This is a genomic window from Hymenobacter sp. (assembly GCF_035709525.1).
Lineage (GTDB): Bacteria > Bacteroidota > Bacteroidia > Cytophagales > Hymenobacteraceae > Hymenobacter.
In genome coordinates this window covers 1-26615 of sequence record NZ_DASTEP010000180.1, presented here as the reverse complement: position 1 = coordinate 26615, position 26615 = coordinate 1, and the positions used below count along the sequence as shown (strand labels likewise).

21 protein-coding genes are annotated in these 26615 nt (G+C 63.9%); 11 read left to right on the top strand and 10 right to left on the bottom strand.

Annotated elements, in window-relative coordinates; genetic code table 11:
- Window positions 1-210: 210 nt before the first annotated feature.
- On the top strand, window positions 211-3372 hold the full coding sequence (locus VFO93_RS16235; RefSeq protein ID WP_325135419.1) for a beta strand repeat-containing protein: 3162 nt from the start codon (window positions 211-213) through the stop codon (window positions 3370-3372).
- Window positions 3373-3478: 106 nt separating this feature from the next.
- Here VFO93_RS16235 and VFO93_RS16230 read toward each other — a convergent pair whose 3' ends face one another.
- From VFO93_RS16230 to pheS, 5 genes are all read right to left on the bottom strand, one after another.
- Window positions 3479-4528 carry a UDP-glucose--hexose-1-phosphate uridylyltransferase gene (locus tag VFO93_RS16230; protein WP_325135418.1) on the bottom strand — a complete coding sequence of 350 codons (1050 nt, stop codon included), beginning with the start codon at window positions 4526-4528 and terminating at the stop codon, window positions 3479-3481.
- Between the two features lie 141 nt (window positions 4529-4669).
- Window positions 4670-6259 carry a family 43 glycosylhydrolase gene (locus VFO93_RS16225; protein ID WP_325135417.1) on the bottom strand — a complete coding sequence of 530 codons (1590 nt, stop codon included), beginning with the start codon at window positions 6257-6259 and terminating at the stop codon, window positions 4670-4672.
- An 87-nt stretch (window positions 6260-6346) separates the two neighbouring features.
- Complete coding sequence (gene bshC, locus VFO93_RS16220; protein WP_325135416.1) at window positions 6347-7966, bottom strand: bacillithiol biosynthesis cysteine-adding enzyme BshC; 1620 nt, start codon at window positions 7964-7966, stop codon at window positions 6347-6349.
- Window positions 7967-8160: 194 nt separating this feature from the next.
- Window positions 8161-9477 (bottom strand): 30S ribosomal protein S12 methylthiotransferase RimO, encoded by a 1317-nt coding sequence (rimO, locus tag VFO93_RS16215; protein WP_325135415.1) that lies wholly within the window; start codon window positions 9475-9477, stop codon window positions 8161-8163.
- A 159-nt stretch (window positions 9478-9636) separates the two neighbouring features.
- Window positions 9637-10728 carry a phenylalanine--tRNA ligase subunit alpha gene (pheS, locus tag VFO93_RS16210; protein WP_325135420.1) on the bottom strand — a complete coding sequence of 364 codons (1092 nt, stop codon included), beginning with the start codon at window positions 10726-10728 and terminating at the stop codon, window positions 9637-9639.
- 161 nt (window positions 10729-10889) lie between these two features.
- On the opposite strand from pheS, the gene VFO93_RS16205 reads away from it, so the two are divergent.
- Together VFO93_RS16205 and VFO93_RS16200 are read left to right on the top strand one after the other, a co-directional pair.
- On the top strand, window positions 10890-11321 hold the full coding sequence (locus VFO93_RS16205; protein ID WP_325135414.1) for a hypothetical protein: 432 nt from the start codon (window positions 10890-10892) through the stop codon (window positions 11319-11321).
- Between the two features lie 154 nt (window positions 11322-11475).
- Window positions 11476-11799 carry a hypothetical protein gene (locus tag VFO93_RS16200; protein ID WP_325135413.1) on the top strand — a complete coding sequence of 108 codons (324 nt, stop codon included), beginning with the start codon at window positions 11476-11478 and terminating at the stop codon, window positions 11797-11799.
- Between the two features lie 158 nt (window positions 11800-11957).
- On the opposite strand, the gene VFO93_RS16195 is transcribed toward VFO93_RS16200, so the two are convergent.
- Window positions 11958-13241 (bottom strand): pitrilysin family protein, encoded by a 1284-nt coding sequence (locus VFO93_RS16195; protein ID WP_325135412.1) that lies wholly within the window; start codon window positions 13239-13241, stop codon window positions 11958-11960.
- 97 nt (window positions 13242-13338) lie between these two features.
- Window positions 13339-16128 (bottom strand): TonB-dependent receptor plug domain-containing protein, encoded by a 2790-nt coding sequence (locus VFO93_RS16190; RefSeq protein ID WP_325135411.1) that lies wholly within the window; start codon window positions 16126-16128, stop codon window positions 13339-13341.
- A gap of 93 nt (window positions 16129-16221) precedes the next feature.
- Between VFO93_RS16190 and VFO93_RS16185 the strand changes: the two genes are divergently transcribed.
- The 4 genes from VFO93_RS16185 to ytxJ all read left to right on the top strand — a co-directional run bounded on the left by VFO93_RS16185 (window position 16222) and on the right by ytxJ (window position 19643).
- The gene (locus tag VFO93_RS16185; protein WP_325135410.1) at window positions 16222-18216 is read left to right on the top strand and encodes a dehydrogenase E1 component subunit alpha/beta; all 1995 of its coding nucleotides are present in this window, start codon (window positions 16222-16224) and stop codon (window positions 18214-18216) included.
- An 83-nt stretch (window positions 18217-18299) separates the two neighbouring features.
- Entirely contained in the window at window positions 18300-18908 is a 609-nt protein-coding gene (locus VFO93_RS16180; protein ID WP_325135409.1) for a hypothetical protein, read from the top strand.
- 61 nt (window positions 18909-18969) lie between these two features.
- Complete coding sequence (locus VFO93_RS16175) at window positions 18970-19284, top strand: hypothetical protein (RefSeq protein ID WP_325135408.1); 315 nt, start codon at window positions 18970-18972, stop codon at window positions 19282-19284.
- Window positions 19285-19295: 11 nt separating this feature from the next.
- Entirely contained in the window at window positions 19296-19643 is a 348-nt protein-coding gene (gene ytxJ / locus VFO93_RS16170) for a bacillithiol system redox-active protein YtxJ (RefSeq protein ID WP_325135407.1), read from the top strand.
- Between the two features lie 76 nt (window positions 19644-19719).
- Here ytxJ and VFO93_RS16165 read toward each other — a convergent pair whose 3' ends face one another.
- A complete protein-coding gene (locus VFO93_RS16165; protein WP_325135406.1) occupies window positions 19720-20136 on the bottom strand; it encodes an OsmC family protein in 417 nt (138 codons plus the stop codon).
- A gap of 94 nt (window positions 20137-20230) precedes the next feature.
- Here VFO93_RS16165 and VFO93_RS16160 point away from each other — a divergent pair, with 94 nt between their 5' ends.
- The 4 genes from VFO93_RS16160 to VFO93_RS16145 all read left to right on the top strand — a co-directional run bounded on the left by VFO93_RS16160 (window position 20231) and on the right by VFO93_RS16145 (window position 22615).
- Window positions 20231-21121, top strand: coding sequence for a hypothetical protein (locus tag VFO93_RS16160; RefSeq protein ID WP_325135405.1), 891 nt, complete (start codon window positions 20231-20233; stop codon window positions 21119-21121).
- An 88-nt stretch (window positions 21122-21209) separates the two neighbouring features.
- Complete coding sequence (gene lipA, locus VFO93_RS16155; RefSeq protein ID WP_414653598.1) at window positions 21210-22112, top strand: lipoyl synthase; 903 nt, start codon at window positions 21210-21212, stop codon at window positions 22110-22112.
- A 36-nt stretch (window positions 22113-22148) separates the two neighbouring features.
- The gene (locus VFO93_RS16150; protein WP_325135403.1) at window positions 22149-22343 is read left to right on the top strand and encodes a hypothetical protein; all 195 of its coding nucleotides are present in this window, start codon (window positions 22149-22151) and stop codon (window positions 22341-22343) included.
- Complete coding sequence (locus tag VFO93_RS16145) at window positions 22340-22615, top strand: type II toxin-antitoxin system RelE/ParE family toxin (RefSeq protein ID WP_325135402.1); 276 nt, start codon at window positions 22340-22342, stop codon at window positions 22613-22615. Before VFO93_RS16150 ends, VFO93_RS16145 begins: the two co-directional genes overlap by 4 nt.
- 50 nt (window positions 22616-22665) lie before the next feature.
- On the opposite strand, the gene VFO93_RS16140 is transcribed toward VFO93_RS16145, so the two are convergent.
- Window positions 22666-23274, bottom strand: a complete 609-nt coding sequence (locus VFO93_RS16140) for a DUF4136 domain-containing protein (protein WP_325135401.1) — start codon at window positions 23272-23274, stop codon at window positions 22666-22668.
- A gap of 291 nt (window positions 23275-23565) precedes the next feature.
- Window positions 23566-26490, bottom strand: a complete 2925-nt coding sequence (gcvP, locus tag VFO93_RS16135) for an aminomethyl-transferring glycine dehydrogenase (protein ID WP_325135400.1) — start codon at window positions 26488-26490, stop codon at window positions 23566-23568.
- Window positions 26491-26615 lie beyond the last annotated feature (125 nt).

Sequence of the window (26615 nt, the reverse complement as noted above, 5' to 3'; positions counted from 1 at the left end):
GCGCAAGGCCACGCTTGATACTGCCCCCCGAGCCGCCCCGCGTTGCCGCGTCGGCGGCGGCCCCGGCCAGCCCATGCACCAGGCAGCATGCTGCCTGGTGCATGCAGGGTAAAGTATAATTAATAGTAAACTAAATGCTATATACCCACACCTCAACAGTAGCTTTGGTACCTGCTTTTTGCAGACGCACCTTTTCCTACCTTCTTTTTTATGCGATACGCTTACTCCTCCTGGCCGCGCCGCTCGCTGGCGGCGCTGGGGGTGCTGCTGGCCACGGCCGGCGCGGCGCAGGCCCAAAATCCTGCCCCCACCTTTGCCCCCGCCGCCACCTACGGCACGGGCGGCATCAGCCCGCTCAGCATTGCGGCGGCCGACGTGAACGGCGATGGCAAGCCCGACCTGCTCACGGTCAATTTCAACAGCAACACGGCCGGGGTACTGCTGGGCAACGGCAACGGCACTTTTCAGGCCGCTACTACCTACGGCACGGGCGGCGGCGATTCGCGCCGCATCGCGGTGGCCGACGTGAATGGCGACGGCAAGCCCGACCTGCTCACGGCCAATGAAAGCACCAACAACATCAGCGTGCTGCTGGGCAATGGCAACGGCACTTTCCAGGCGGCCACTACCTACGGCACGGGCAGCGGCAGCATTCCTGACGGCGTGGCGGCGGCCGACGTGAACGGCGACGGCAAACCCGACTTACTCACGGCCAACTACGGCAGCAACACGGCCGGGGTGCTGCTGGGCAACGGCAACGGCACTTTCCAGCCCGCTACCACCTACAGCACGGGCAGCAGCAGCGGCCCCCGTAGCCTTGCGGTAGCCGACGTGAATGGCGATGGCAAGCTTGACCTGCTCACGGGCAACTACGGCAGCAACACGGCCGGGGTGCTACTGGGCAACGGCAACGGCACCTTCCAGCCCGCTACTACCTACGGCACGGGCAGCGGCAGCAATCCCTTTGGCATTGCGGTGGCCGACGTGAATGGCGACGGCAAGCCCGACCTGCTCACGGCCAACTCCAGCAGCGGCACGGTTGGCGTGCTGCTGGGCAATGGCACTGGTTCCTTCCAGGCCGTTACCCCCTACGGCAAGGGCATCCTTAGCGCCCCCTATAGCATCGCCGTGGCCGACGTGAATGGCGACGGCAAGCTGGACGCGCTCACGGCCACCCCTAGCACCAACAACGCCAGCGTGCTGCTGGGCTACGGCACGGGCTACTTCCAGGCGGTGCCCGCCTTTGGCACGGGCGCTAACAGCCAGCCTTTTGGCCTCGCGGTAGCCGACGTGAACGGCGATGGCAAGCCCGACCTGCTCACAGCCAACGAAAGCACCGACAACATCAGCGTGCTGCTGAATACAACCATGTACGCCCCTACCCTGACGAGTCTCAGCCCTGACAGTGGGCCGGTGGGCGGGAGTGTGACGCTCACGGGCACCAACCTGGCGGGGGCCACGGTGGTGCGCTTTAACGGCACGGCCGCCGCCACCTTTGCGGTAGTTAATGCCACCACCATCACGGCTACCGTGCCCCTTGGGGCCACCAGCGGCCCCCTAACCGTGACCACGCCTAGTGGCACCAGCGGCGGAGTGGCGTTTACGGTGACGAGTGTGCCCACCGTGACGACGGCGGTCACCAACGTTACCAGCAACAGCACCACGCTGGCCAGTGCCGTGCTGGGCGGCGTCGTCACCAGCGACGGCAACGCCGCCGTGACGGACCGCGGCGTGGTATACAGCAGCACCAACACCGCCCCCACCATCGGCGGCGCAGGGGTAATTCGGGATGGCAACGGCGCGGGCACGGGCAGCTTCACAAGACTCTTTACTACCCTCACTCCCGGTACGACCTACACCGCGCGGGCCTACGCCACCAACAGCGCGGGCACCAGCTATGGCACTGCCATCAGCTTCACCACCCTGGTTAGTACCCAGGTCGTCTCCATTCGTCGGGCCCCTATCAACGCCGTTAGTGTGCGCTACGCGGTGACCTTTGCTGCCCCCGTCACGGGCCTCTCGTATTATAATTTTTCGCTCACCACGTCAGGCATCAGCTCGGCCGTCGTCTCGGCCGTGCTCGGCTCGGGCACCACGTACACCGTGGATGTGATTGCTGGTGCCGGCCGTGGCACCCTGCGCCTGGACCTCGTCAATACTATCGGCTTGAGCACCGGCCTCACGAATATACCCTTTGCAGGGGAAGTATATACGCTTGATGACAGGGCCCCGACGGTTCCGCGACCAATCCCCTCTACCGGGCCGGTGGGCACCAGCGTCACCATTACGGGCACCAACCTGGCCGGCACCACGGCCGTCAGCTTCAATGGCACACCCGCCAGCTCGTTTGTCGTCAATTCGCCTACCAGCCTCACGGCCGTGGTAGCCGCTGGTACCACTACCGGCCCGGTGAGCGTGACTACGTCTTACGGCACCGCTGCCTCGACCATCCCCTTCGTGGTGCGCGTGGCCCCCACCACCGTGGCCGACTCGTACGCCACTCCGCAAGGCATAACGCTGATGGGCAACGTGCTTAGCAACGACTTGGGCACCAACCCCCGCGCCATTCTTATTAATCGCCCCGCTAATGGCACGCTGGTACTGAACCCCGACGGCTCATTCAGCTACCAGCCCAACGCGGGCTTTACGGGACAGGACAGCTTCACTTACTACGCCTGCGACCCTGCCGAGCCGCTGCTCTGTGGCAACCCGGTTACCGTTACCATCTCGGTAACGCGCACCGGCCCCGTTACGGTGGCCGACTCGTACACCACGCCGGCCGGCACCCCGCTCACGGGCAACGTGCTGGCGAATGACCTGGGCACCAACCCGCGCGCCATCCTCATCACCCGCACTAGCAACGGCACGCTCGTGCTCAACCCCGACGGCTCGTTCCGCTACGTGCCCAACGCCGGCTTTGTGGGTAGCGACAGTTTTACCTACTACGCCTGCAACATGGGCTCGCCGCTGGTGTGCGGCGACCCGGCCACCGTGAGCATTACCGTGACGCCCGCCACCATCGCCACCCGCGTGGCCACCCAGTCTACCGAGGCCACCGCCACCACGCCGGCCAGGTCGACTACCAGCGCAGTAGGCGGCGCGACCAGTGCCCTGGCGCTCACCCTGGCGGGCCACCCCAACCCGTTCGGCGACGCGCTGCAACTCAGCTTCGCGCTACCCCTGGCCCAGGCCTACACCCTGGCCGTGTACGATGCCCAAGGCCGCTTGGTGCAACAGCTGGCCAGCGGCCAAGCTGAGGCCGGGCAGGCTCAAACGCTGGCCGTACCCACGCAAGGCTACGCCGCCGGCCTCTACCTAGTGCGCCTCAGTACCAGCACTGGCACCCAGCTACTCAAGCTTATCAAGCAGTAGGCAGACGCGGGCAAGGGTTTCGGGCAGCTCTGTCCGAAGCCTGGACGCCCATAGGCAAAGAACCCCGGCCGCCGTGCGGCCGGGGTTCTTTTTTTAGCTTAAAAACCTACTTTGCGGCGGCCGCCTTGTAGTGCACGGCGGGCAGGGCGCGCAGGCGCTCGGCGGCCTGCTCGGGCGTGATGTCGCGCTGGGCATTGGCCAGCAGCTCATAGCCCACCATAAATTTCTTGACCGTAGCCGAGCGCAGCAGCGGCGGCAAAAAGTGCATGTGCAGGTGCCACTCGGGGTGCTCGCCGCCATCGGTGGGCCGCTGGTGGAAGCCGGCCGAGTACGGGAAGCTCACCTCAAACAGGTTGTCGTACTTGATGGTGAGCTGGCTCAGGATGTCGGCCAGTCCGTCGCGCTCCTGGTCGTTGAGCTGCGTCAGGTCTTGCACGGCGCGGCGCGGCAGCACCAGCGTCTCGAAGGGCCACACGGCCCAGAAGGGCACCAGCACCACCCAGGTGTCGTTTTCGACCACGAAGCGGGTTTTGGTTTTCTCCTCGATGGCCAAGTAGTCGGCCAGCAGGGTGCGGCCGTGCTGCTCGAAATACGCCTTTTGGGCGCGGGCCTCCTTGGCGGGCAGGTCGGGCACGGTGCGCTCGCTCCAGATTTGGCCGTGCGGGTGCGGGTTCGAGCAGCCCATCACGAAGCCCTTATTCTCGAAAATCTGCACGTAGTTGATATTGGGGTCGGCCCCGAGCGTGCGAAACTCGTCGGTCCAGGTGTCCACCACGCGGCGGATTTCTGACACCTCCATTTCGGGCAAGGTCAGGTTGTGCTTGGGCGAAAAGCAGATGACGCGGCAGTGGCCGGTTTCGGCTTCCGCGCGCAGCAGGCCGCCTTCCTCGTAGGTGCCGGTTTCGCCCTCGGGCAGCAAGGCCGCAAAGTCGTTGTCGAACACGAACTGGTGCGGGTACTGCGGGTTCACGTCGCCGCTGGTGCGCGTGTTGCCGGGGCAGAGGTAGCAGGTGGGGTCGTATTCGGGGCGGTTGTCGGCCTGGTTTTCTTCCTGCTGGCCCTGCCAGGGGCGCTTGGCACGGTGCGGCGAAACGAGAACCCACTCGTCGAGCAGGGGGTTGAAGCGGCGGTGGGGTTGCTCTGTGAAGTCGAACATAAGAGGGAGCGGTTAGGAGGCCAAACTTACGCAGGCCGGCCCGGCAGTGGCGCATGGCGCTGCTTTGGGGAGCGCCCAAGGGCCCCGGCTATTTTCGCCCATGTGGCGCGAAATACGGCTTTGCGCAGCGGCAAAAACCTACTACTCATTGCGCAGCTCGAAGCGCTCGAAAGTGGCCGCGGCCGCGCCCTGGGCCACCAGGCCCACGCGCACGCCCCGGTCCCAGGGCGGCAAAAACTGGCCGTTCAGGCTTTCGCCGGCGGGTAGCAGGCTGGTCCAGGTGCGGCCATCGAGGCTCCAGGCAAACTGGTAATGGATGCCGGCCCGGGCTTGCACGCGCAGCTGCACGGCGCGGGCCGTGGCGGGCAGGGCAACGGTGGCCACCACGCGGGTTTTGCCGGCGCGGCGCTCCTGCACTTGTAGCTGGCCCTGGCCCGCCAGCAGGCTCAGGGCATTGTCGGGGTCGCCGATGGCGGCCACGCCCGCCAGGGTGCCGGCCGGCAGGGCGGCCGGGGCCAGCAGCGTAGCGGCGGCGGTGTAGTTGGCGGCCAGCGTCGAGCGGCCCAGCAGGGTCCCGCCCTGCTCGGCGGGCCGGGCCCCGAGGCGTAGCTGGCCCCCGGTCAGCTTGGTTTGCGGCTCATCGGCCGTGATGGGCCACTGCCACCACGGGGCCAGCGCGGTGCCCGCAAACTCGTCGGCCACCACGACGGGCGTTTTGGCCGGCGTGCTCGGGATGCTGTGGTTGTTCAAGAATTCCGGCCAGCCGTCCTTGGTCCACCTGAACTCGCTGAGCACGCCCTGCCGGCCCACGTACTCGAAGCTGCCTACCTCGTAGGCGTGGTGCAGCATGTACCAGCGGCCAGCGCGCTGGAGCGTAGTGCCGTGGCCGGGGCAGGTCCAGGCGTCGTTTTTGGTCAGGATGGGGTTTTTGGCGTACTTCTCCCAGGGGCCGAGCAGGCTTTTGGCGCGGGCCACGCCGGTGCCGTAGGTGCAGTTGTGCCCGCAGCAGCCGTTGGCGGCATAAAACAGGTAGAAGTAGCCCGCGTGCCGCACCACGCTGGGGCCCTCCACGAGGTTGCCCTCCCAGGGGGCCGTGTTGCGCAGCAGCTCCGTTTTCTCGCCCACCAGCGTGGTGCGGTCGTCGCTCAGGCGCTGCGCCCAGATGGGCGTGGGCTTTTGCACGCTGTTGCCGTCTTCTTTCCACAGCAGGTAGGCCTGGCCGTGCTCGTCGAGCATCGGAAAGCCGTCGATGGAGCCATCGGGCTGGCCCACCAGCGGGCCATGGTCGCGGTAGGGGCCTTCGGGGCGGTCGGCGCTGGCCACGGCCACGCACAGGTTGCCGCCGCGCTTGTGGGCGGTGTAGTACACATATACCCGCCCCTTTTCCTCGCTGATTTCGGGCGCCCAGAAGTAATAATCGGCCCAGGCCGGCCGCCCGTGCGGAAACACGTGCCCTACCAGCGTCCAGTCGGTGAGGTTGGTTGATTTTAGAAGCGGAAAAACCGGCCCCCAGTTCGACGACGTGGCCGAGGCCCAGTAGGTGTTGCCCACCTTGGTTATCGACGGGTCGGGAAAGTCGCCGGCCAGCACCGGGTTGGCAATGGCCGGCACCGGCGGCGTAGGCGCGGGCAGCGGCTTGGGGCGGGGCTTAAACTGCCCCCACGCGCCCAGCGGGGCGATAGCCAGCGCGGCCAGCGCAACGAGCCAGCGGCCCGGTTGTTGGTTTTTCATACGCTAAGTAAGGCAGCAGCCGTGACAACCAGTCTCAAGCTCTACCCTACCGATTACGCGCTACTGTCCCGCCGCTCAGCCAGCCCGCTACCCTTCCTCCATCACCGCGAACACCAGCGTCAGCGGCTCGAAGCAGTGCAGGAGCTGGTCGATAAAGCCGGGGTTGTTCAGGAGCACGCTCAGCACGTTGTCGGTGCGCTCCTGCAAGCCGCCTTCGGGGAAGAGCTTGTCTTTGAGGGCCGTGAGCTGCGAGTAAGCGGTTTCGTGCTTGGCTTCGGAGGCTTTGGCGAGGCGCTTTTCGAGGCCGGCCAGCGCGCCGGTGGCTTTCTGGGCCTCGGCAGCCACGGCTTTCACCAGCGTGGGGTCGAGGCGCTGGGCCAGGTCCTGCACCTGCTGGTAGGCGGCGGCGAGGGCGGCTTGCTGGTCGGCCAGGGTTATTTCTTCCTGGCCCAGCTGGGCACCGACCTGCTTTTTCAGCTCCGCCAAAGGCTTGAAAACGTCGCGCGTGCCCACACCCAGCTTGCGCAGCTTGCCGGCGTTGGCGCGGCTCAGGTACATGGCCGAGTTGCGGGGCAGCACGATGGGGTAAGTCACGCCGAACTCCTCAAACACGCCTTTCAGCTGAAACCAGTACGCTACCTCGGCCCCGCCGCCGATGTAGGCGAGGTTGGGCATGAGAATTTCCTGGTACACCGGGCGCAGCACCACGTTGGGGCTAAAGCGCACGGGCTCGGCTTCAGCCAGGGCTAGTAGTTCGGCCTGCGAGTGGCAGCGGCTGGTGCCGCGCACCGTTACCTGGGTGCAGTCGGCACCGGGGGCGGCGTCGGGCTCCAGGCGCTCGCGCTTGCCTTCGTCGGTGAGGAAGAACAGGTTGAGCGGGCGCGAATATACCTGCGGCTTGTAGCCGGCGGCCGTGAGCTGGGCGTTGGTGGCTTGCACCGCCTGGTTGGACAGCTGGCCCTGGATTTCCTGCTTCAGCAGCGGCTTCAGCGCCTGCTTGAGGGCCGGGCGGTCGGCATCGAGGCACACCAGGCCGTAGCTACCGAAGAGGCTGGTAGCCAGCTTGCGGGTAGCCTCGCTGAGCGTGGTGCTGCTGGCGTAGGCGTCTTTGAACGCAGCCGGCACTTCGGGCGGCAGCTGGCTCAGGATTTCTTCGGCCAGCCCATCGAGCGGCAGGCGGCCCACCGGGCCGCCCAGGCGGCCTTCGCCCGGCCCGGCCCAGCTCAGCGTTTTGCCAAAAAGCTGGAAGTGGTTGATTTCGGCGAAGTCGTGGTCTTCGGTCGCCAGCCAGTACACCGGCACGAAGTCGTACTGCGGATATTCAGCCTTGAGCTGCTGGCTGAGCTTGATGGCCGTAACTATCTTATAAACAAAGTACAGCGGCCCCGTAAACAGGTTGAGCTGGTGTCCGGTCGTGATGGTGAAGGTCGTAGCCTTCGCCAGCAAATCGAGGTTGGCGGCCACAGCGGGCGGCACCTCACCGCCCAGTTCGGCATACTGGGCGCGCAGGTCGGCTACCAGGCGCTGCCGCGCTTCGGGCGAGTAGGCGGCTTGCTTTTCTTCGATTTGGGCCTGAAAAGCGGCCAGCTCGGGCCGGCGGTGGTAGAAGGGCGCCAGGGCCGGCGAGCCGGCGATATAGTCAGTCAGCAGACCCGAAAACGCGCCGGTAGCGGCGTAGGGCAGGGTAATACAGTCGGCAGCAGCCATGAGCGCGGGGAAAAGTGAGCGCAAGATTCAGGGCAAAACCCGGCCGGGCGGGAAAGGTTGTCGGCAGGCCAGCTAAAACAACGGTCATGCAGAGCGCAGCGAAGCATCTCGCGTGGCGCAGTAATCAATGAAGTTGAGAATAGTGCACCACGCGAGATGCTTCGCTGCGCTCTGCATGACCGACGTAAAAACCCCTACCGCACTACCTCGCCGTACAAATCGAAGTCGCTAGCCCCCGTGATGTGCACGTTGGCAAAGCTACCCTGCGGGATGTGCAGGTCATTCGTAGCCAGCACGAGTACCTCGTTGTCCACCTCGGGCGAGTCGAACTCGGTGCGGCCCACGTAGTAGCCGCCTTCGAGCCGGTCGAAAAGCACCTTATACGTCTGCCCCACGCGCGACTCGTTGTAATCCAGCGAAATCTGCTGCTGAATTTCCATGATGCGGTCGGCGCGCTCCTGCTTCACCTCGGCCGGCACGTCGTCTACCAGCGTGTGCGAGTGGGTATTTTCTTCGTGCGAATAAGTGAAAATGCCCAGGCGCTCAAACTTCGACTCCTGCACGAATTCGCACAGTTCCTCGAAGTCGGCCTCTGTTTCGCCGGGGTGGCCGGCGATGAGCGTGGTGCGCAGCGCAATGCCCGGCACCCGGTCGCGAATCTCGCGCACCAGCTCCTTGGTGCGGCGGCTGGTGATGCCCCGGCGCATGGTTTTCAGCATATTATCCGAAATGTGCTGCAACGGCATGTCGAGGTAGCGGCAAATGTTGTCGCGCTCGCGCATCACATCCAGCGCCGCCAGCGGGAACTGCGAGGGGTAGGCGTATTGTAGGCGTATCCAGTCGAGGCCGGGCACGTCGGAGAGGCGCTCCAGCAGCTCGGGCAGCTTGCGCTCGCCGTAGGCTTGCAAGCCGTAGTAAGTGAGGTCCTGGGCTATGAGAATCAGCTCTTTGGTGCCCATGCCCACCAGGCGCTTGGCCTCGGTTACGAGGTCGTCCATCGGGCGGTCTACGTGCTTGCCGCGCATCAGCGGGATGGCGCAAAACGAGCACGGGCGGTTGCAGCCCTCCGCGATTTTGAAGTAGGCGTAATGCTTGGGCGTGGTCAGCAGGCGCTCGCCTACCAGCTCTTTCTTGTAGTCGGCCTCCAGCACCTTCAGCATCTGGGGCAGCTCCAGGGTGCCGAAGTAGGCATCGACTTGCGGAATTTCTTCCTCCAGCTCGTCTTTGTAGCGCTGCGAGAGGCAGCCGGTTACATAGAGCTTTTCGAGCTTGCCGGCTTCCTTCTCGTCGGCGTAGCGCAGAATGGTGTCGATGCTTTCCTGCTTGGCGTTATCGATAAAGCCACAGGTATTGATAATGACAATGTTAGCATCCGACTTTTTGGCCTCGTGGGTTACCTGGAAGTCGTTGGCCCGCAGCTGGCCCATGAGCACTTCCGAGTCTACGAGGTTCTTGGAGCAACCTAGGGTGATAACGTTGACCTTGTTTTGTTTAAGCGTTCTAACTTTCATAAAGCACGGAAGTCTGCCCGGTTCAGCACGGGCAACATTGAAATAACTAGCGAAAAGAGCCTGCAAATTTACGACTCCCAAACAGTTAAAGCCTCGAACCAACCACGCCAGGTAGTTAGTTCGAGGCTTTTAGAAAGTAACCGAAGCGGCCTAAGTGTCCTAGAGCGCCTCAAACTGGCGCAGGAAGCGCACGTCGTTCTCGGTGAAAAGGCGCAAATCCTTAATCTGATACTTGAGCATGGTAATGCGCTCGATGCCCATGCCCCAGGCGTAGCCGGTGTATTTTTCCGAGTCGATACCGCAGTTTTCCAGTACGTTGGGGTCGACCATGCCGCTGCCGCCGATTTCGACCCAGCCGCTGCCCTTACAGATGTTACAGCCCGCGCCCTTGCAGATGAGGCAGGTGATGTCAATCTCGGCGCTGGGCTCGGTGAAGGGGAAGTAACTGGGGCGGAACCGGATGTTGATATCCTCGCCAAACATCTCGCGCACGAAGTAGTAAATCGTCTGCTTGAGGTCGGCAAAGCTCACGTTCTCATCGATATACAAGCCCTCAATCTGGTGGAAGAGCATGTGCGCCCGCGCCGAAATGGCCTCGTTGCGGTACACGCGGCCGGGCATCACGCGGCGGATGGGCAGCGGCTCGTTTTCCATCACGCGCACCTGCACGGTGCTGGTGTGGGTGCGCAAGAGGTGATTTGGTGAATGAGTGAGTGAGTGAGTTGAGTCAGCGGCATCCGCCCCTTCACTCATTCGCTCATTCGCTCCCTCACTCCTTACAAAAAACGTGTCCTGCATATCCCGCGCCGGGTGGTTTTCGGGGAAGTTGAGGGCCGTGAAGTTGTGCCAATCATCTTCGATTTCAGGGCCTTCGGCCACCGCGAAGCCGATGCGGGCGAAGATGCGCAGCATCTGCTCGCGCACCAGCATCAGCGGGTGGCGGGTGCCCAGAGCGTGGGGCACTGTGGGCAGCGTGTAGTCGAAGCCGGCATCGGCGGGCTGGTTAGCGGTAGCCTCTTCGAGGGCGGCCTGGGCCTCGTCGAAGCGGGCCTGGGCCTGCTGCTTGAGGCCGTTGAGCTGCTGGCCCACGGCGCGTTTCTGCTCGTTGGGCACCGTTTTGAGCTGGTCGAAGAGGTCGGCCAGGCGGCCTTTGCGGCCCAGGTAGAGAAGGCGAAACTGGTCGAGGGCGGCGGCGCTGCTCACGTCGGCGGCGGCCACCTCAGCGGCGAGGGCCGAAATAGATTCCTGCATGATACCTACAAAGGTACGGCGGGCGCGGGTGGGTAGGAAGGCCTTTTTAGCCGCCACCACGCCCCCGCCCGCCGCCCGCGCGCAAAAGTTTGGCACGAGCGTTGCAACTACCTTTTCAACTCCCCAACTCCCCTTTCATTTTCTTTTTTCGCCTCACGTTTATGGTACGCCAACTGCTCCTCCCCCTGCTCGGCTTCGGCCTGTTGTTCACCGCCGAAACGGCTGCGGCCCAAACCCAGGTCGATAACTCGAAGTCGCCCGCCTCGGCCGCCAAAACGGCCCGCACCACGCGCCGTGCGGCCCGCACCCTCACGGCCCGCGAGCGCAAGCAGGCAGAAGCAGCCGCAAAAGCCGCCGCCAAAAACCCTACGCTGGCCATGGCTACCCCCAGCACCCAGCCGGGCTGGAGCGGCTGGAGCAACGACGCCGTGGAGCTGCCCGATGATGGCACCCTCTACCGCCCCCGCACCAACGTATCGTCGGCCCCCGGCATGCCGCTCAACCAGGTTTCGCACGGCGTAACCACCGACTACGACGGCCGCCCCCTGCGCCGTGCCACCTCTACCAACAGCACGCTGCCCGCGCAGCGCTAGCCCACACCTTCTTCCAAAACCGCCTTTCTCACTCTTCTTTCTGTTTTGGTGCAGCGGCCACGGACTTAGCCTTCCGTGGCCGTTTTGCGTATGCGAGGGGGCTGGCGGGCCGGTTGTTAGTAGTGGCGCGCCGTTCACTTTTAATTCTGGATTTATGCTCCGCTCCCTTTGCCTGCCGCTGCTCGGCCTGGCGCTACTTGCCCAGGCCGCCGTGGCCCAAACGACGCCCACCAAAAAGCCTGCCCGCACTACCCGGTTTGCGGCGCGGGCGGCGCGGGCGGGCCAGCCGCCCGCTACCCGCAACGCCAGCCCGCTGGCCAGCACCAACGACAACGCCAAAGGCCAGGCCCAGTCGGGCTACGCCGCCCCCGGCCAGCCCATCCAGGACCCGCGCTACAACGGCAAAAACACGCCGCCCTACGACGGGGCCGCCGCCCCCGCCAAGCGCAACACCACGCTCGGCACGCCCAAACAATAGCTTATAAAATTTGGGGGAAATGTGAGTCCTACTGAACGCAGTGAAGCATCCCTATCGCTTCATCCAAACCGTTCAATGAAGCGATAGAGATGCTTCACTACGTTCAGCATGACCTCTGCTTTTATTTCTCTATACCTAGCAAAAAAGTCTACCAGCTGCTAGGCGGCCGTAGTCAACTCTTCCTCCATTTCGGCCGCGTCGGCGCTTTCGGCGGCGCGGTAGTAGAGGGTAGTGCAGTTTTCGGGGCGCAGCACTAGTTCGGCGGCAGCGCGGATGTCGGCCGGCGTCACGGCTTGCAGCATGGCCGGCTCCTCGTTCACGAGGTTGGCATTGCCCAGCAGCTTGCCAATGGCCAGGGCCAGGGCGCGGTTCAGCAATTCGATTTCGCCGAAAACCAGGCCCGTTTCAGCCTGGTTTTTTACTTTATCGAGCTCGGCGGCGGGCACGTCGGCGGCCAGCATTTCAGCCACTACGGCCTCCACGGCGCGGTCGGCGGCTTCGAGCGCTACGCCCGCATTCAGCTTGCCGCTGATGACGAACAAGCCGGGGTCGAGGGCGCCCGTGAGCGAGGCCGAGATGTTGTTGAACAACTCTAATTCCTTCACCAGGCGCTGGTGCAGGCGCGAGCTTTTGCCCCGGCCCAGCACGTCGCTCAGCAGGTCGATGGCGTGGTAGCGGGCATCGAGGCGGGCGGGCATGTGGTAGGCTTTGTAGAGAGCCGAGAGCGGCACCGGGGCCGTTACTTCGGCGTGGCGCGCCTGGGTTTGCACGGGCTCCTGGGGTAGCTGGCGCTCGTAGCGCGGGCCGCCCGCGATGGGGCCAAACCACTTATCGGCCAGGCGCTTTACCTCATCGAGAGCTACGGCACCGGCCACTACCAGCACGGCATTCTGGGGGGCGTAGTGCTTCTGGAAGAAGGCGCGCACGTCGGCCATTTCGGCTTCTTCGATGTGGGCGATTTCCTTGCCGATGGGGTTCCACTGGTAGGGGTGGTGCTGGTAGGCCAGGGGCTTGAGCTTGAGCCACACGTCGCCGTAGGGCTGGTTGAGGTAGCTCTGCTTGAATTCTTCGACCACTACTTTGCGCTGCACGTCGAGGCCGCTTTCGGAGAACGCCAAGTCGAGCATCCGGTCGCTTTCGAGCCAGAAGCCGGTTTCGAGGTTGGCGGCCGGTAGCGAGAGGTAGTAGTTGGTGATGTCCTGCGAGGTGAAGGCGTTGTTCTCGCCGCCCACTTTTTGCAGCGGCTCGTCGTAGTTTGGAATATTCTTTGACCCACTAAACATCAGGTGTTCAAACAGGTGCGCGAAGCCCGTGCGGCCGGGGTGCTCATCGCGCGAGCCCACGTCGTAGAGCACGTTGAGCACGGCCAGCGGGGTAGTGAAGTCTTCGTGGACGAGGCAGCGCAGGCCGTTGGCGAGGGTGAATTCCTGGAAGTGTATCATAGCAAAGTAAGAGATGAACAGGACGATAAAACGGCCGCAAGGTACATCGGGGGCTAAACAGCCCAGCCAGCGCAGTAGTTGCGGTTTTTGCTTTAAATCATAGGCTGGCGCGCACGCCCAGCAGCCAGGTGCGCGGCACGGGCACGGCGCCGTAGTCTTGCCCGGCCAGGTAGGGCACGCTGCCCCCGCTGCTCACGTTGGGGTCGTAGCCGCGGTAGCCGGTGAGCACAAACAGGTTTTGCACGCCGGCCCATAGGCTGATATCGCTACTGGCTGCCTGGCGCAGGCGGTAGGTAGCCGTGAGCGACGACAAGCGCACGTGGCTGCCGTTTTCGAGCAGGCGGTCGGTGGTGAAAAGCAGATAGTAATCAGGCGTAGCCGCGGGCACGGAGGTAGCCTGGTTGGTGGGCGTCCAGCGGTCGCGCACGGTAGTGGCATTGTTGGTGCGGCCGGTAGGCACGTCCAGAAAGTTTAGCTGGTGGTTGAGCACCTGGTAGCCAAACAGGCCATCGACCTGGGCATCCAGGCCCCAGCGCCCCAGGCGCAGCTGCTGGCTCAGGCTGAGCAACTGGGCCGGAATGCCCGCCCCCAGCACAGCCTGGTCGTCGTAGTCGGGCCGGCCGCTGCCATTGGGGTCGCGGTAGCGCAGGGCGCCAGTGCTGGTGAGGCCATCCTGCTGGAGCCCGTAGAAGGCGCCCACTGGCTGGTTGTCGTACTTGGGGCTCAGGCGCGCCAGCGTCTCGTCGTCCTGCGCCCGGTTGCGGTTGGCCGACGCGGCCAGCGTGGTGCTGCCCTGTACCCGGCCCGCTTGCCAAGTGGCGGCCAGCGTCAGCTCCAGGCCCTGGTTGCGGATGGTCGCTTCGCTGTATTGGGCAAAACTAGTATAGCCGATGCCTGGTGGCAGGCCCCGCTGCTCGGCCAGCAGCGCGTGGTGGCTGGTGCGCTGGTAGGCCACCAGCTGCCCCCGCAGGCGGCCGGCCCGCGAGGCCAGTTGCAGGCCCGCTTCTACCTGGTTGTTGTAGAGCGGTGCCTGCAATTGAGGATTAATAGGGAAGCCAATGGGCCCGTTTGGCTGATACGGACGCTCCAGCCGCACCGGCCCAAAAAGCCCGTACCCCAGCGCCAGCACACTGGTGCGCGCGGCCCCTACCCACAGGCTGGCATCGAGGGCCCCCGGTCGGGTGTGCCAGCGCACCTGGGCGCTGGGATAGAAGCGCGTAATATCTTCCTTGTAGTAGCGGCCATAGCTCAGGCCGGCCTGCACCTCCAGCGTGCTGTCGAGCGCGTAGCGGAGGCTGGCCCACGGCCGGTGCAGGCGCAAGCCTTCGGCTTGTAACTCATAGTAGCCGTAGGTGCCGTAGGAGCCGCTTTGCGGGTCCGTTTTGTCGACGAAGGAATAGTCGGTGCGGCCACCGAACGCGTTGAGGCGCTGGTACTGGTAGTCGAGCTCGGCGGCCAGGTGGTGGTGCTGGCCCAGTTGCCGCTGGTAGCGCAGGGCCAGGCGGGCGTTCCACTGGCCGGTGCGGTAGGTTTGGGTGGCGTAGGGCTGCGATTCGGTGGGCTGCGTGGTGCCGTTCTGGTAGCGGTAGTAGTAGGTGTTGCTCTCCGCATCGAGCAGCGTGCGCTGAAAGCTGGCGGCGGCCTGCACCGTCAGGCCGCGCAGGGGCTCGTAGTCGGCGGCCAGCTGCGTGAGCAGGCGGCGGGTGCGCGGGGTGCGGTAGCGGTAGTCGGCTTCCGCCAGCGCATTGGGAAAGCCATTCGTATTGCTACCCGCAAACCCATTATACGTGCCCTGGCTAGTGCGCACCAGCTCCGTGGGCGGGGCCAGCAGGGCGGCGCGGGTAGGCCCCGCGTAGGTAGTCACGATGGGTTGGCGCTGGTCGGTCTGGCCCAGCGCGGCCGTGCCGCGCAGCGTAAGGCGAGTGCCCACGCGCTGGTCGAGGGCCAGGCGCAGCCCGTAGCGGTGCAGGTTTTGGTTGGGCAGCACGCCGCTTTGCTGCCGGTAGTCGGCGCTGAGCAGGTACGAAGTGGCCGCGTGGCTGCCTTCCAGGCTCAGCTGGTGCTGCTGCAAGCCCGCGGCGCGGTACGTTTCGCGCTGCCAGTCGGTGCCCGCGCCGAACTGGGCCAACTGGGCCGGCGAGTAGAGCGGGGCACCCCCTCGATTAGTCGACACCTCGTTGAGTAGCGCGCCGTACTCGCTGGCGTTCAGCAAGTCGTAGTGGTGCCGCACTTGCTGCACCCCGGCGTAAGCGGCGTAGCGCACCCGCAGCGGGCGGTTGGCCGCCCCGCGCCGCGTCCGGATGCTGATGACGCCGTTGGCACCCAGTGGCCCGTAGCGCGCCACGGCCGCCGGGCCGGCCAGCACCTCGATGCTTTCGATGCTTTCGGGCGGTAGCAGCTGCAAGGGGCTGGCCCCTACTTCAGCCTGCTGCTCGGCAATGGTTGGGGTGTAGGAGGAGTTGCTACCTACCGCAACTGCGTAAGGGGGCGGTGCCGAACTCAGGCCAAATGCCTGGTTGGGCGTCAGGTCATCATTAAGCGCAGGCAGGCCATCGACCACGTACAGCGGCTGCGCCTGCCCCAGCAGCACGCCCGCCCCCCTGATGCGCACCACATTGCCGCTGCCAGGGCTGCCGTCGTAGGGCGTTACCTGCACGCCGGCCACGGTACGCAGCTGGTCTTGCACGGTGAGAAACGGCCGGATGGGCTGCGTCTGCCCTTGCAGCCGAAAGGTACCGGCGGGCGTGGGCAGCGCGGCCAGCGAGTCGGGCAGGTCGCCGCGAAACGCGGGGCGCGCGGGGTCGGCCGCGGCGGGTGAGGTGCTGAGCTGGGCGGCGGCTGGCTGGCTTAGCCCCACCAGCAAAACCGGCAGGTAGTAGTGTTTCACAAGTAATAATGAAAGAGAAATGAATTGGCCCTAAAGCTACTTCGGCCGCTGCTTTTGCCGCCGCTACCTTTGCCTACCACCTAGCCCGTCTCCATGTCTGCCCCCACCCTCGCCTTCGACCGCAAGGACTACTCCAACGACCTGCTCAAGCACCTCTACCGCGAGCTGCTGCGCCCGCGCCTCATCGAGGAGAAGATGCTGATACTGCTGCGCCAGGGCAAAATCAGCAAGTGGTTTTCGGGCATCGGGCAGGAGGCCATTTCGGTGGGCAGCACGCTGGCCCTGCGGCCCGACGAGTACATTTTGCCGCTGCACCGCAACCTGGGCGTGTTTACAAGCCGGCAGGTGCCGCTGGGGCGGCTCTTCGCGCAGTGGCAGGGCAAGGCCACGGGCTACACCAAGGGGCGCGACCGCTCGTTTCACTTCGGCACCAACGAGCACCACATCGTGGGCATGATTTCGCACCTCGGGCCGCAGCTGGCCGTGGCCGGCGGCATCGCCCTGGCCGACCTGCTCGATGAGACGCACCGCGTGACCCTCACCTACTCGGGCGACGGCGGGGCCAGCGAGGGCGACTTTCACGAGGCCCTGAATGTGGCGGCGGTGTGGCAGCTGCCGGTCATTTTCGTGGTCGAAAACAACGGCTACGGCCTCAGCACGCCCAGCAATGAGCAGTTTAGGTTTAAGTCGTTCGTCGACAAAGGCCCGGCCTACGGCATGGAGGCCGTGCAGGTCGATGGCAACAACGTGCTGGCCGTGTACGACCTCATCAAGACCCTGGCCGACGACCTGCGCCAGCGCCCGCGCCCGGTGCTGGTCGAGGCCCTCACCTTTCGCATGCGCGGCCACGAAGAAGCCAGCGGCACCAAGTACGTGCCCGCCGAGCTGATGCAGGAGTGGGCCACCAAAGACCCGGTCGAAAACTACGAAAAGTGGCTGCTGGCCGAAGGCATCATCAGCGAAACGGCTCGCATCCAGATGCGCGAAAGCATTAAGGCCGAGATAGAAAAAGGCTGGCAGGAAACCGAGGCAGCCCCGGCCCCGGTGGCGAATGCCCAAACCGAACTGGCCGATATGTACCAGCCCTTTGAAGCGCCGCTCACGGCTGCGCCCGCCGACGGCCCGGCCCCCGAAAAGCGGTATGTCGATGCGATTCAGGAGGGCCTGCGCCAGAGCATGGAGCGCTACCCCGAGCTCGTGCTCATGGGCCAGGACATTGCTGAGTACGGCGGCGTTTTCAAGATTACCGAAGGCTTCGTGCAGCAGTTTGGCAAGGGGCGCGTGCGCAACACGCCGCTCTGCGAGTCGGCCATCGTGGGCGCGGGGCTGGGGCTGAGCATCCGGGGCAAAAAGGCGATGGTGGAGATGCAATTCGCTGATTTTGTGACCTGCGGCTTCAACCAGATTGTGAATAACCTGGCCAAAAGCCACTACCGCTGGGGCCAGAATGCCGACGTAGTGGTGCGGATGCCCACCGGCGCGGGCACCGCTGCCGGCCCCTTCCACAGCCAAAGCAACGAGGCGTGGTTTACGCACGTGCCGGGTTTGAAAGTAGTGTACCCCAGCAACCCGCACGACGCCAAGGGCCTGCTCTGCGCGGCGTTTGAAGACCCCAACCCGGTCATGTTTTTCGAGCACAAGCTGCTCTACCGCTCACTCAGCGGACCGGTGCCCGAGGCCTACTACACCACGCCCATCGGGCAGGCCGCGCTGGTGGCCGAAGGCAACGACCTCAGCATCATCACCTACGGGCTGGGCGTGCATTGGGCGCTGGCGGCCTGCCAGGAAATGGGCATCAAGGCCGACATCCTGGACCTTCGCACGCTGCTGCCCTGGGACACCGAGGCCGTGGCCCGCACCACCCGCAAAACCGGCCGCGTGCTCATCCTGCACGAAGACACGCTGACCGGCGGCCTGGGCGGCGAAATCGCGGCCTGGCTGGCCGAGCACTGCTTTAGCCACCTCGATGCGCCGGTGCGCCGCGTGGCGGCGCTGGATACGGCCGTGCCGTTCGCCCCGCAGCTGGAGGCCGACTTTTTGCCGCAGCAGCGGCTGCGCGAGCAGCTGCGGGCGCTGCGCGAGTATTAAGCGTGTACCGTAAGCTTTAGCTTGCGCATGAGCGGCGAGCTTACGCCAACGCAAGCTAAAGCTTACGCTACATTTCCTCTTGTATGAAAAACCTGCTCCGCTATCTGCTGCCGCTGCTGCTACTAGGCCTGCTCGCCGGCTGCTCGGTGTACGAAAACATCGTGCATCCGCGCCGCCTGCCCACGCCCGATATGTCGAAGCAGGCCAAGGCCAAATTCCGGGCCGCCGAAAAGGCCCGCCACAAGGGCCAGGTGCTCAAGAGCGAGGAGCCCGTGACCGGGGCCACCGACCCCAACGCCGCGCCCGGTGCCTCAGAAGCCAAAAAGGACAGCAAGCTTTCGTACAGCGACCTGTCCGAAGGCACGCGCAACAAGTATGATAAGCAGCTGCTTATCAAAAATAAGCCTAAGCTCAAGCGCCGCCAGTACCACCACTACGAAACCCGGCCGCTCAAGCACAACGACGTGAACCGTGAAAACCGCAAGATGCGCAAGTCGTCGGCCAAGGGCAAAGGAAAGAACAAGGGCAAAAGCGGCGAACTCGACGGCAGCCCCCGCGAGCGCACCGACCAGCCCGTAGAAGCCGCCCCCGCCGAGCCGGTAGAAAAGGCCCCGAAAGAGAAAAAGCAGAAAAAGGACAAGAAAGCGCCCGTGCCCAAGCCCGACCCTACGCTGGAAAACAACGGGAACTAAGGCCCAGCTTAGCCGTTGTGAATGGAGCCCGTTACCAAACCATTCTCCTTTCTTCCCACCCATGACATTCAAGCTTCTATTCGCGGTGGCGGCATTGCTCACGGCCCAGGCCGCCCAGGCCCAAACCCAGGCCAGCAGCCCGGCGCGGCAGCGGGCCGCCGAGCGCCGCGCCCTGCGCGAAGCCCGCCGCACTGCCACGCCCTACACCGATAGCCACCTCGGCGCGCCGCGCCGGCCACCCAGGCGCGGCGAGTCGGCCCCGCTGCCGGCGGTAGCCGGCGAGCCCAAATTCGACCGCGACGGCACGCCGCACGTAACCGAACCCAAATACCCCGGCTTGCGGTTACGCAAGCAGCAAAAAGCTTCTTCCAACTAAGTTTCTTCGTTATGGCCACTTCTTGGCTTCCGCTCACGCAGCCCGAACAGCTCACTGCCATCGTGCAAGAGTCGCACGAGCACCCGGTGCTTATATTCAAGCACAGCACTACCTGCTCCATCAGCGCCATGGCCAAGGGCAAGCTCGAGCGCCAGTGGCCCGATGCCAAGCTGCCCGCCGACACCCCGCTCTACTACCTCGATTTGCTGCGCTTCCGGCCCATCTCGGCCCAGATTGCGCAGGAGTTTGGCGTGCAGCACGAGTCGCCGCAGTTGCTGCTCATCCAGGATGGCAAATGCACCTACCACGCCTCGCACATGGGCATCCGCCTCAGCGACGTGGCTACCACGGTGAAGTAAGAAAGTGAGGGGGTGATAAAGTGCGGAAACCTAGCGATACCCTGCTCTTTCTTACCTTACTACCCCCTCACTCTACTCACTGATAAAAAAACCGAATTTCCTGGCGGATTTCCGGGTTCAAACTCAGCGCCACCGGGCAGGTGTGGGCCGTGCGCTCGAGCAGGGCGCGGTCGGCCTCGCCGAGGGCGGCGGGCAGGTAGAGGTCTACGTCGAGCTGCGCGATACGCCGGGGCGGCTCCTGGCTCATGACTTTCTTGACGTCGAAGGTGCTGCCTACCAGGTCGATGCCGTGGCGCTCGGCCACGATGGCCATGGTGGTGAGGATGCAGGTGCCGAGGGCCGTACCCACGAGGTCGGTGGGCGAAAAGGCTTCGCCCCGGCCGTGGTTGTCCACGGGCGCGTCGGTTTGGATGCTGGTGCCCGAGGCCACGTGCGTGGCCTGGGTGCGGAGGTGCCCTTCGTAGCGGGCGGTGGCGGTGGGTGCGGTCATCATGCCGCGAAGCTAGCTCGGCGCTGCCGAGCCGGTAGTAGCGGCGGCCGGATTTTAGGATTTAACTTGCTTGCACTGTGTTATTTTTGATGCACTTATGAAAAATGTTCTAGCTCTTGGATTGGCGGCCGTGCTGGGCGGCGTAGCGGCAGTGCCGGCCCAGGCGCAAGACACGCCGCCGCTGGCGCGGCCCACGGCCCGCCCCGCAGCACCTGCGGCCGAGCCGCCCGCCCGCAGCGCCGCCCCTACTACCCAGCCGCGCCCGCTGGCCGCGCCGTCCGACGAGCAGTCGTACCGCCGCGAAACGGTGTTTGGCATCAATTTCAACACCCAGGGCGGGCTTATCGGCGGCGTCAACGTGCGCTCGTCGCGGGTGCTCGACGAGCGCCGCCTGTGGTTCTGGAGCCTGGAGGGCGTGTTTTTCAAAAACCCCAAGGAGGAAACCGTGACCAGCGCCTACACCGGCGGCTCGTGGACGCTCTACAAAACCAACTACGCCTTCGCGCTGCGGCCTTCCATCGGTATTCAGCGCATCTTGTTTCGCAAGGCGGCCGAGGCGGGCGTGCAGGTCAACGGCCTGCTGAGCGCGGGCCCGTCCATCGGCCTGCTCATGCCCTACCACGTCAGCTACGACCAGACGTGGGCGCGGCGCGGCAGCGGCGGGCCGTCGCAGAACGACGTGATTGTGAACGAGCAATACGACCCTACTATTCCCAACTACTCCGACTACATCGTCGACCGGGCGCCGTTTTTCAGCGGTATCAGCAAAACCAAGATTGTGCCGGGCGTGCATTTGCGCGGCGGGCTCAGCTTCGAGTATGGCCGCTACCGCGATGCCGTGGCCGGGGCCGAGGTGGGCTTTCTAGTCGAGGCCTACACGCAGCGGCTGGTGACGTTCTCGCCGCCCGCCGCCCCCGACCTCACCCTGCTGAACAAGCAGTTTCTGCCGTCGGTTTACCTTACCTTATACCTCGGCCACCGCAACTAGCGCCCCGCGCCACCGGCCATCTGGCCATTGCAGAGCCCTGGCACTTTGCCGGGGCTTTGTTGTTTAACTTTACACTATGGATACTATGCTGCTTTCGCTCCCCATTATTCAGCCCGAACCCGTGGCGCCTCCGGCGCCCGCCCGTGCCCGCAAGCCCGACTGGCTGCGCGTGAAGCTGCCCATCGGCCCCGACTACGCGGCCGTGCGCAAGCTGGTGGACGAGCACAAGCTGCATACCATCTGTGAGTCAGGCAATTGCCCCAACATGGGTGAGTGCTGGGGCGCGGGCACAGCTACGTTTATGATACTCGGCAACGTCTGCACACGCTCGTGCTCGTTTTGCGCCGTGGCCACCGGCCGCCCTTCGGAACTGGACCTCGATGAGCCCCGCCGCGTGGCCGAGGCTATCAGCCTCATGAAAGTGAAGCACGCCGTTATCACCTCCGTAAACCGCGACGAGCTGAAAGACCGCGGCGCGAGCGTGTGGCGCGATACGGTGGTGTTTACCAAGGAGCTGAGCCCCGAAACGACCATCGAAACCCTGATACCCGACGTAAAAGCCAACTGGGCGGCGCTGGAAGTGATGATTTCGGGCGGCCAGGAGGTGATTTCGCACAACATGGAAACCGTGGGCAGCCTCTACCGCCTCGTGCGCCCGCAGGCCAAGTACGACCGCTCGCTGGAGCAAATTCGCCGCACCAAGCTGGCCGGGCACCGCACCAAGTCGGGCATCATGCTGGGCCTGGGCGAAAAGCAGGACGAAGTGCACCAAGCCATGGACGACCTCGTGGCCAACGGCCTCGACATCCTGACCCTGGGCCAGTACCTCCAGCCTACCAAGCGCCACCTCGAAGTAGCCGAGTTCATCCACCCCGAGGTGTTTGCCGCCTACCGCGAAGAGGGCCTGCGCCGGGGCCTCAAGTACGTAGAAAGCGGCCCGCTCGTGCGCTCGTCGTACCACGCCGAGCGCCACGTGAACGTGCCGATTTAGTAACACCTAGGCTTTTATAATCTTACCATTACTGCTATGTCGCCTGCCATCAAAGCTATTGCGCATCAAGTAATTGATGAGTTGCCCGAAGGTGCTACCCTGGAAGATTTGCAACAAGAGCTGTACGAGATACAATTGCTGGAAAAAGCTATGGCTTCGCGCGAAGCCGGCCGATTGGTACCGCACGAAGAAGCTCGCCGCATAGTAATGGCCCGCTTGCGCAAGACATGATGACTATCTATTGGACAGATGATGCGATAGACCACGTAACTGCCATCGGCGAATATCTGCGCCTTACTTCCGCCAGTCATTCTGAAGCGACTGTTGACCGCTTTTTTGACCGTGCCCGGCAATTGGAAGATAATCCCTACCTGGGCCCTGTTTATTCAAAAGCTAATCTGCAAAAAGTGCGGCAGCTGTTGGTCGGTAATTACCGCATGATTTACTACATAGGGCGTAGTCAAATCGACATATTGGCTGTAATGCACCAGCGCCAACAATAAAAAAGCCTCGCCAGATTGGCGAGGCTTTTTGCTTTCTATTCGCTTGCTACCTAGCGCGTAGCCTGGCGGCGGCGGTCATCCGTGGGCGGGTAGTTGCCGAGCACGCTGTTTACGATGCGGTAGGTTTCTTCTTCCGTAATCGTGTTTTTGTCGAGCTGCGCCTGGCCGGTGCCGCGCCACGCCAGCTCCTTGCGCTTGGCGTCCACGATGTCGATGATGACGGTGCCGGCTTTGTAGTTGTACGAGCCACCGTAGGGGTAGCCGTAGCCATAGCCGCCGTACCCGTAGCCATAGGGGTAGCCGTAGCCGAAGGGGCTACCGGCCACGCGCTGCTGCTGGTTTTCGACGCGCACGCTGTAGGCCACATACACATCGGGGTTTTCGTTACTGGCTACCTCGGTGAGGTTTTTGGCGGCCAAGTCTTTCGTCACGGCGTCGCGGATGCGCTGGTCGGTGAAGGACTCGTAACCGCGGGCGGGGCCGCCCTCAGTGTCGTTGGCTTGCTTAGGGTACCAGGCCCAGGTTTTGTAGGCACGGAAGTTGACGGCGTGGTCAAAATCGCTGGTCGAAGCCACGTTGGCTGTGGTGCAGGCGTTGAGGCCGAAGGCCAGGGCCAGGCCCGTGACCGCGAGGGCCATAAAACGATTTATGCGGTTCATAAGGCTAGAAATTAAGGGAATAATCCTGCGTTGCGGAGGTATTGGCTTAACGCGGGCAACTCCGCCAATGTTCCAAAATAAGTAGGCAAGCCGACTAGTTTGCTTAGCTACTCGACCAAACTACAACACGCCAGGCCGAGTGCTTGCGCAAGCTCAGTCTGGCGTGTTTTGGATGGTGGCCGGCTGCGCAGATTTAACGCAGTAGCGGCCGTTGTATTGTTACGCGGACTTTGTAGTCCGCGTCCGTTAGCGGGCAGCCGGACGAACGCGGACTACAAAGTCCGCGCAACCCTAGTACGACGGGCCTTTATCCGTCGAAACCAATTGCTCGGGCTCATCGGCATACTCCTCCAGCGGCGTGCACGAGCAAATGAGATTCCGGTCGCCGTAAGCCGAGTCGATACGCGATACGGTGGGCCAGAACTTGGCGGCGCGCACGTAGGGCAGCGGGTACACAGCCTGCTCGCGCGAGTAGGGGCGCGTCCACTCCTCGACGAGCACCACGGCCGCAGTGTGCGGGGCATGCTTCAGCACGTTGTCCTTGGCATCAGCGCGGCCTTCCTCTACCTCCGTGATTTCCTTGCGGATGGCAATCATGGCGTCGCAGAAGCGGTCCAGTTCCTCCTTGCTTTCGCTTTCGGTGGGCTCTACCATCAGCGTGCCCGCTACCGGGAAGCTCACAGTGGGCGCATGGAAACCGTAGTCCATCAGGCGCTTGGCAATGTCCTCGACCTCAATACCAGCCTTCTTGAAGTGGCGGCAGTCGAGAATCATTTCGTGGGCGCAGCGGCCCTGCGCGCCGGTGTAGAGCACCGGGTAGTGCGCCTCAAGGCGGGCCTTGATGTAGTTGGCATTCAGGATGGCCAGCTCGGTAGCGCGGGTGATGCCCGCGCCGCCCATCATCGAAATGTAGGCGTAGCTGATGGGCAGGATGCTGGCCGAGCCCCACGGCGCGGCCGATACGGCCCCGCTCGTGCGGCCCTCTACCGGCACTACCACGTGGCCGGGCAGGTAGGGAATCAAATCCTCTACCACGCCGATGGGGCCCACGCCGGGGCCGCCGCCGCCGTGCGGAATGCAGAAGGTCTTGTGCAGGTTGAGGTGGCACACGTCGGCGCCGATGCTGGCGGGCGAGGTGAGGCCTACCTGGGCGTTCATGTTGGCGCCGTCCATGTACACCCGGCCGCCGGCCTGGTGAATGAGCTCGCAGATTTCAATAATCGTTTCCTCGTACACGCCATGCGTGCTGGGGTAGGTCACCATGAGGCAGCTCAGGCGGTCGGCGTGCTGGGCGATTTTGGCGCGCAGGTCGTCCATGTCCACGTTGCCTTCGTCGGTGCTTTTCACCACCACTACCTGCATGCCGGCCATCACGGCCGAGGCGGGGTTGGTACCGTGGGCCGAGGCCGGAATGAGCGCCACCGTGCGGTGGTTGTCGCCGCGGCTGAGGTGATAGCCGCGGATGGCCAGCAGGCCGGCGTACTCGCCATTGGCGCCCGAGTTGGGCTGGAGGCTGACGGCCGCGAAGCCGGTTACCTCGCAGAGCCAGGCTTGCAAGTCGCGGATGATTTGCTGGTAGCCCACCGTTTGGTCGGCCGGGGCGAAGGGGTGCAGCTGGCCGATTTCGGGCCAGGTCACGGGTATCATCTCGGCCGTGGCATTGAGCTTCATGGTGCACGAGCCCAGCGGAATCATGCTGTGCGCGAGGCTCAAGTCCTTGTTTTCGAGCTGCTTCATGTAGCGCAACAGCTCGTGCTCGGCGTGATGCGTGTTGAAGACGGCGTGCGTGAGGTACTCGCTGGTGCGCTGGAGGTGCGCGGGCCAGGTCAGCGTGAGCTCGGCCTCGGCGGTAGGAGCGGCCGTGGTAGCTACTTCCTTACCTAGGACCTTGGCGAAGATGTCCACGATGTCGCGCACGTCGTCGAATTCCACGTTCTGGTGCAGGCTGATGCCCACTAGTGTGTCCTCGTAATAACGGAAGTTGATGCCAGCGGCTTCGGCTTCGGTCTTCAGCGCCTGCTGCATCTCGTGGCTTTCGAGGCGCAGGCTGAGGGTGTCGAAGTAGTGGCTATTCAGCTGCTCGACCCCTAGCGCCTTCAACTCGGCTTCCAGAATCTGGGCGAACAGGTGCGTGTTCACGGCAAACTGGCGGATGCCTTTCGGGCCGTGATACACGGCAAACATGCCGGCCAGCACGCTCAATAGTACCTGCGCGGTGCAGATGTTGGAGGTCGCTTTTTCGCGGCGAATGTGCTGCTCGCGGGTTTGCAGGGCCATGCGGTAGGCCTTGTTGCCGGCCGCATCCACGCTCTGCCCGATAATGCGACCCGGAATAACGCGCTTAAACTGGTCTTTGCACGAGAAGAAGCCCGCGTGCGGCCCGCCAAAGCCCATCGGCACGCCGAAGCGCTGCGACGAGCCCACGCAGATATCCGCGCCCAGCTCGCCGGGCGAGGTGAGCAGGGTGAGGGCCAGCAGGTCAGCCGCCATTACTACGAACAGATTATTAGCCTGCGCGTTGGCGATGAACTCTTTATAGTCGAACACCGTGCCGTTGGCGCCGGGGTACTGCACCATCACGCCGAAGAAAGCCTCGTCGGCAAGGTCGGCCGTGCGGTGGTCGCCGATGACCAATTCGATACCTAGGGGCGTGGCGCGGGTGCGCAGCACATCGATGGTCTGGGGCAACACCTGCTCCGAGACGAAGAACTTGGTGGCGTTTTTCTTCTTGGTTTGCGAGTGCAGCAGGTGCAGGGCCTCGGCGGCGGCGGTGGCCTCGTCGAGCAAGCTAGCGTTGGCGATGGGCAGGCCGGTGAGGTCAATCACCATCGTCTGGTAATTGATGAGCGCCTCCAGGCGGCCCTGCGCGATTTCGGCCTGGTAGGGCGTGTAGGCGGTGTACCAGCCCGGGTTTTCGAGGATGTTGCGCTGAATAACCGGCGGCAGCGTGGTATCGTGGTACCCGAGGCCGATGTAACTCTTATACACCTTGTTCTGCCCGGCAATCTGCTTGAAGCGCTTCAAAAACTGGCGCTCCGTGAGGGCCGGCGGCAAAGCCAGCGCCTGGGGCAGCCGGATGGCGGCGGGCACCGTTTCGGCGATGAGCTGGGCCAGGTCGGCGGCGCCCACGGCGGCTAGCATAGCTTGCTGGCTGGCGTGGTCGGGGGCGTTGTGGCGGGTTTCAAACACGTCGGCGGGCTTGAATCTAAACGACATAAGCTGGGGTATGAGGCGAGAGTAGCACTAGTAGCTTTCGGGTAACAAAGGTACGGCCCGAAAGGAGCGGGCCGGGCGGTTTTTATCCTATTTGTGGGCTGGAATTGGGGCTGGAATGCCTCAGT

Excerpts from the sequence above, each read along its gene's own strand:
- bshC (WP_325135416.1), bottom strand. The coding sequence starts at position 7,966 with ATGGCTGCTGCCGACTGTATTACCCTGCCCTACGCCGCTACCGGCGCG.
- VFO93_RS16235 (WP_325135419.1), top strand. The coding sequence starts at position 211 with ATGCGATACGCTTACTCCTCCTGGCCGCGCCGCTCGCTGGCGGCGCTG.
- VFO93_RS16205 (WP_325135414.1), top strand. The coding sequence starts at position 10,890 with ATGGTACGCCAACTGCTCCTCCCCCTGCTCGGCTTCGGCCTGTTGTTC.
- ytxJ (WP_325135407.1), top strand. The coding sequence starts at position 19,296 with ATGGCCACTTCTTGGCTTCCGCTCACGCAGCCCGAACAGCTCACTGCC.
- VFO93_RS16200 (WP_325135413.1), top strand. The coding sequence starts at position 11,476 with ATGCTCCGCTCCCTTTGCCTGCCGCTGCTCGGCCTGGCGCTACTTGCC.
- VFO93_RS16230 (WP_325135418.1), bottom strand. The coding sequence starts at position 4,528 with ATGTTCGACTTCACAGAGCAACCCCACCGCCGCTTCAACCCCCTGCTC.
- VFO93_RS16185 (WP_325135410.1), top strand. The coding sequence starts at position 16,222 with ATGTCTGCCCCCACCCTCGCCTTCGACCGCAAGGACTACTCCAACGAC.
- gcvP (WP_325135400.1), bottom strand. The coding sequence starts at position 26,490 with ATGTCGTTTAGATTCAAGCCCGCCGACGTGTTTGAAACCCGCCACAAC.
- VFO93_RS16180 (WP_325135409.1), top strand. The coding sequence starts at position 18,300 with ATGAAAAACCTGCTCCGCTATCTGCTGCCGCTGCTGCTACTAGGCCTG.
- pheS (WP_325135420.1), bottom strand. The coding sequence starts at position 10,728 with ATGCAGGAATCTATTTCGGCCCTCGCCGCTGAGGTGGCCGCCGCCGAC.
- rimO (WP_325135415.1), bottom strand. The coding sequence starts at position 9,477 with ATGAAAGTTAGAACGCTTAAACAAAACAAGGTCAACGTTATCACCCTA.
- VFO93_RS16140 (WP_325135401.1), bottom strand. The coding sequence starts at position 23,274 with ATGAACCGCATAAATCGTTTTATGGCCCTCGCGGTCACGGGCCTGGCC.
- VFO93_RS16150 (WP_325135403.1), top strand. The coding sequence starts at position 22,149 with ATGTCGCCTGCCATCAAAGCTATTGCGCATCAAGTAATTGATGAGTTG.
- VFO93_RS16145 (WP_325135402.1), top strand. The coding sequence starts at position 22,340 with ATGATGACTATCTATTGGACAGATGATGCGATAGACCACGTAACTGCC.
- VFO93_RS16225 (WP_325135417.1), bottom strand. The coding sequence starts at position 6,259 with ATGAAAAACCAACAACCGGGCCGCTGGCTCGTTGCGCTGGCCGCGCTG.
- VFO93_RS16175 (WP_325135408.1), top strand. The coding sequence starts at position 18,970 with ATGACATTCAAGCTTCTATTCGCGGTGGCGGCATTGCTCACGGCCCAG.
- VFO93_RS16160 (WP_325135405.1), top strand. The coding sequence starts at position 20,231 with ATGAAAAATGTTCTAGCTCTTGGATTGGCGGCCGTGCTGGGCGGCGTA.
- VFO93_RS16165 (WP_325135406.1), bottom strand. The coding sequence starts at position 20,136 with ATGATGACCGCACCCACCGCCACCGCCCGCTACGAAGGGCACCTCCGC.
- VFO93_RS16195 (WP_325135412.1), bottom strand. The coding sequence starts at position 13,241 with ATGATACACTTCCAGGAATTCACCCTCGCCAACGGCCTGCGCTGCCTC.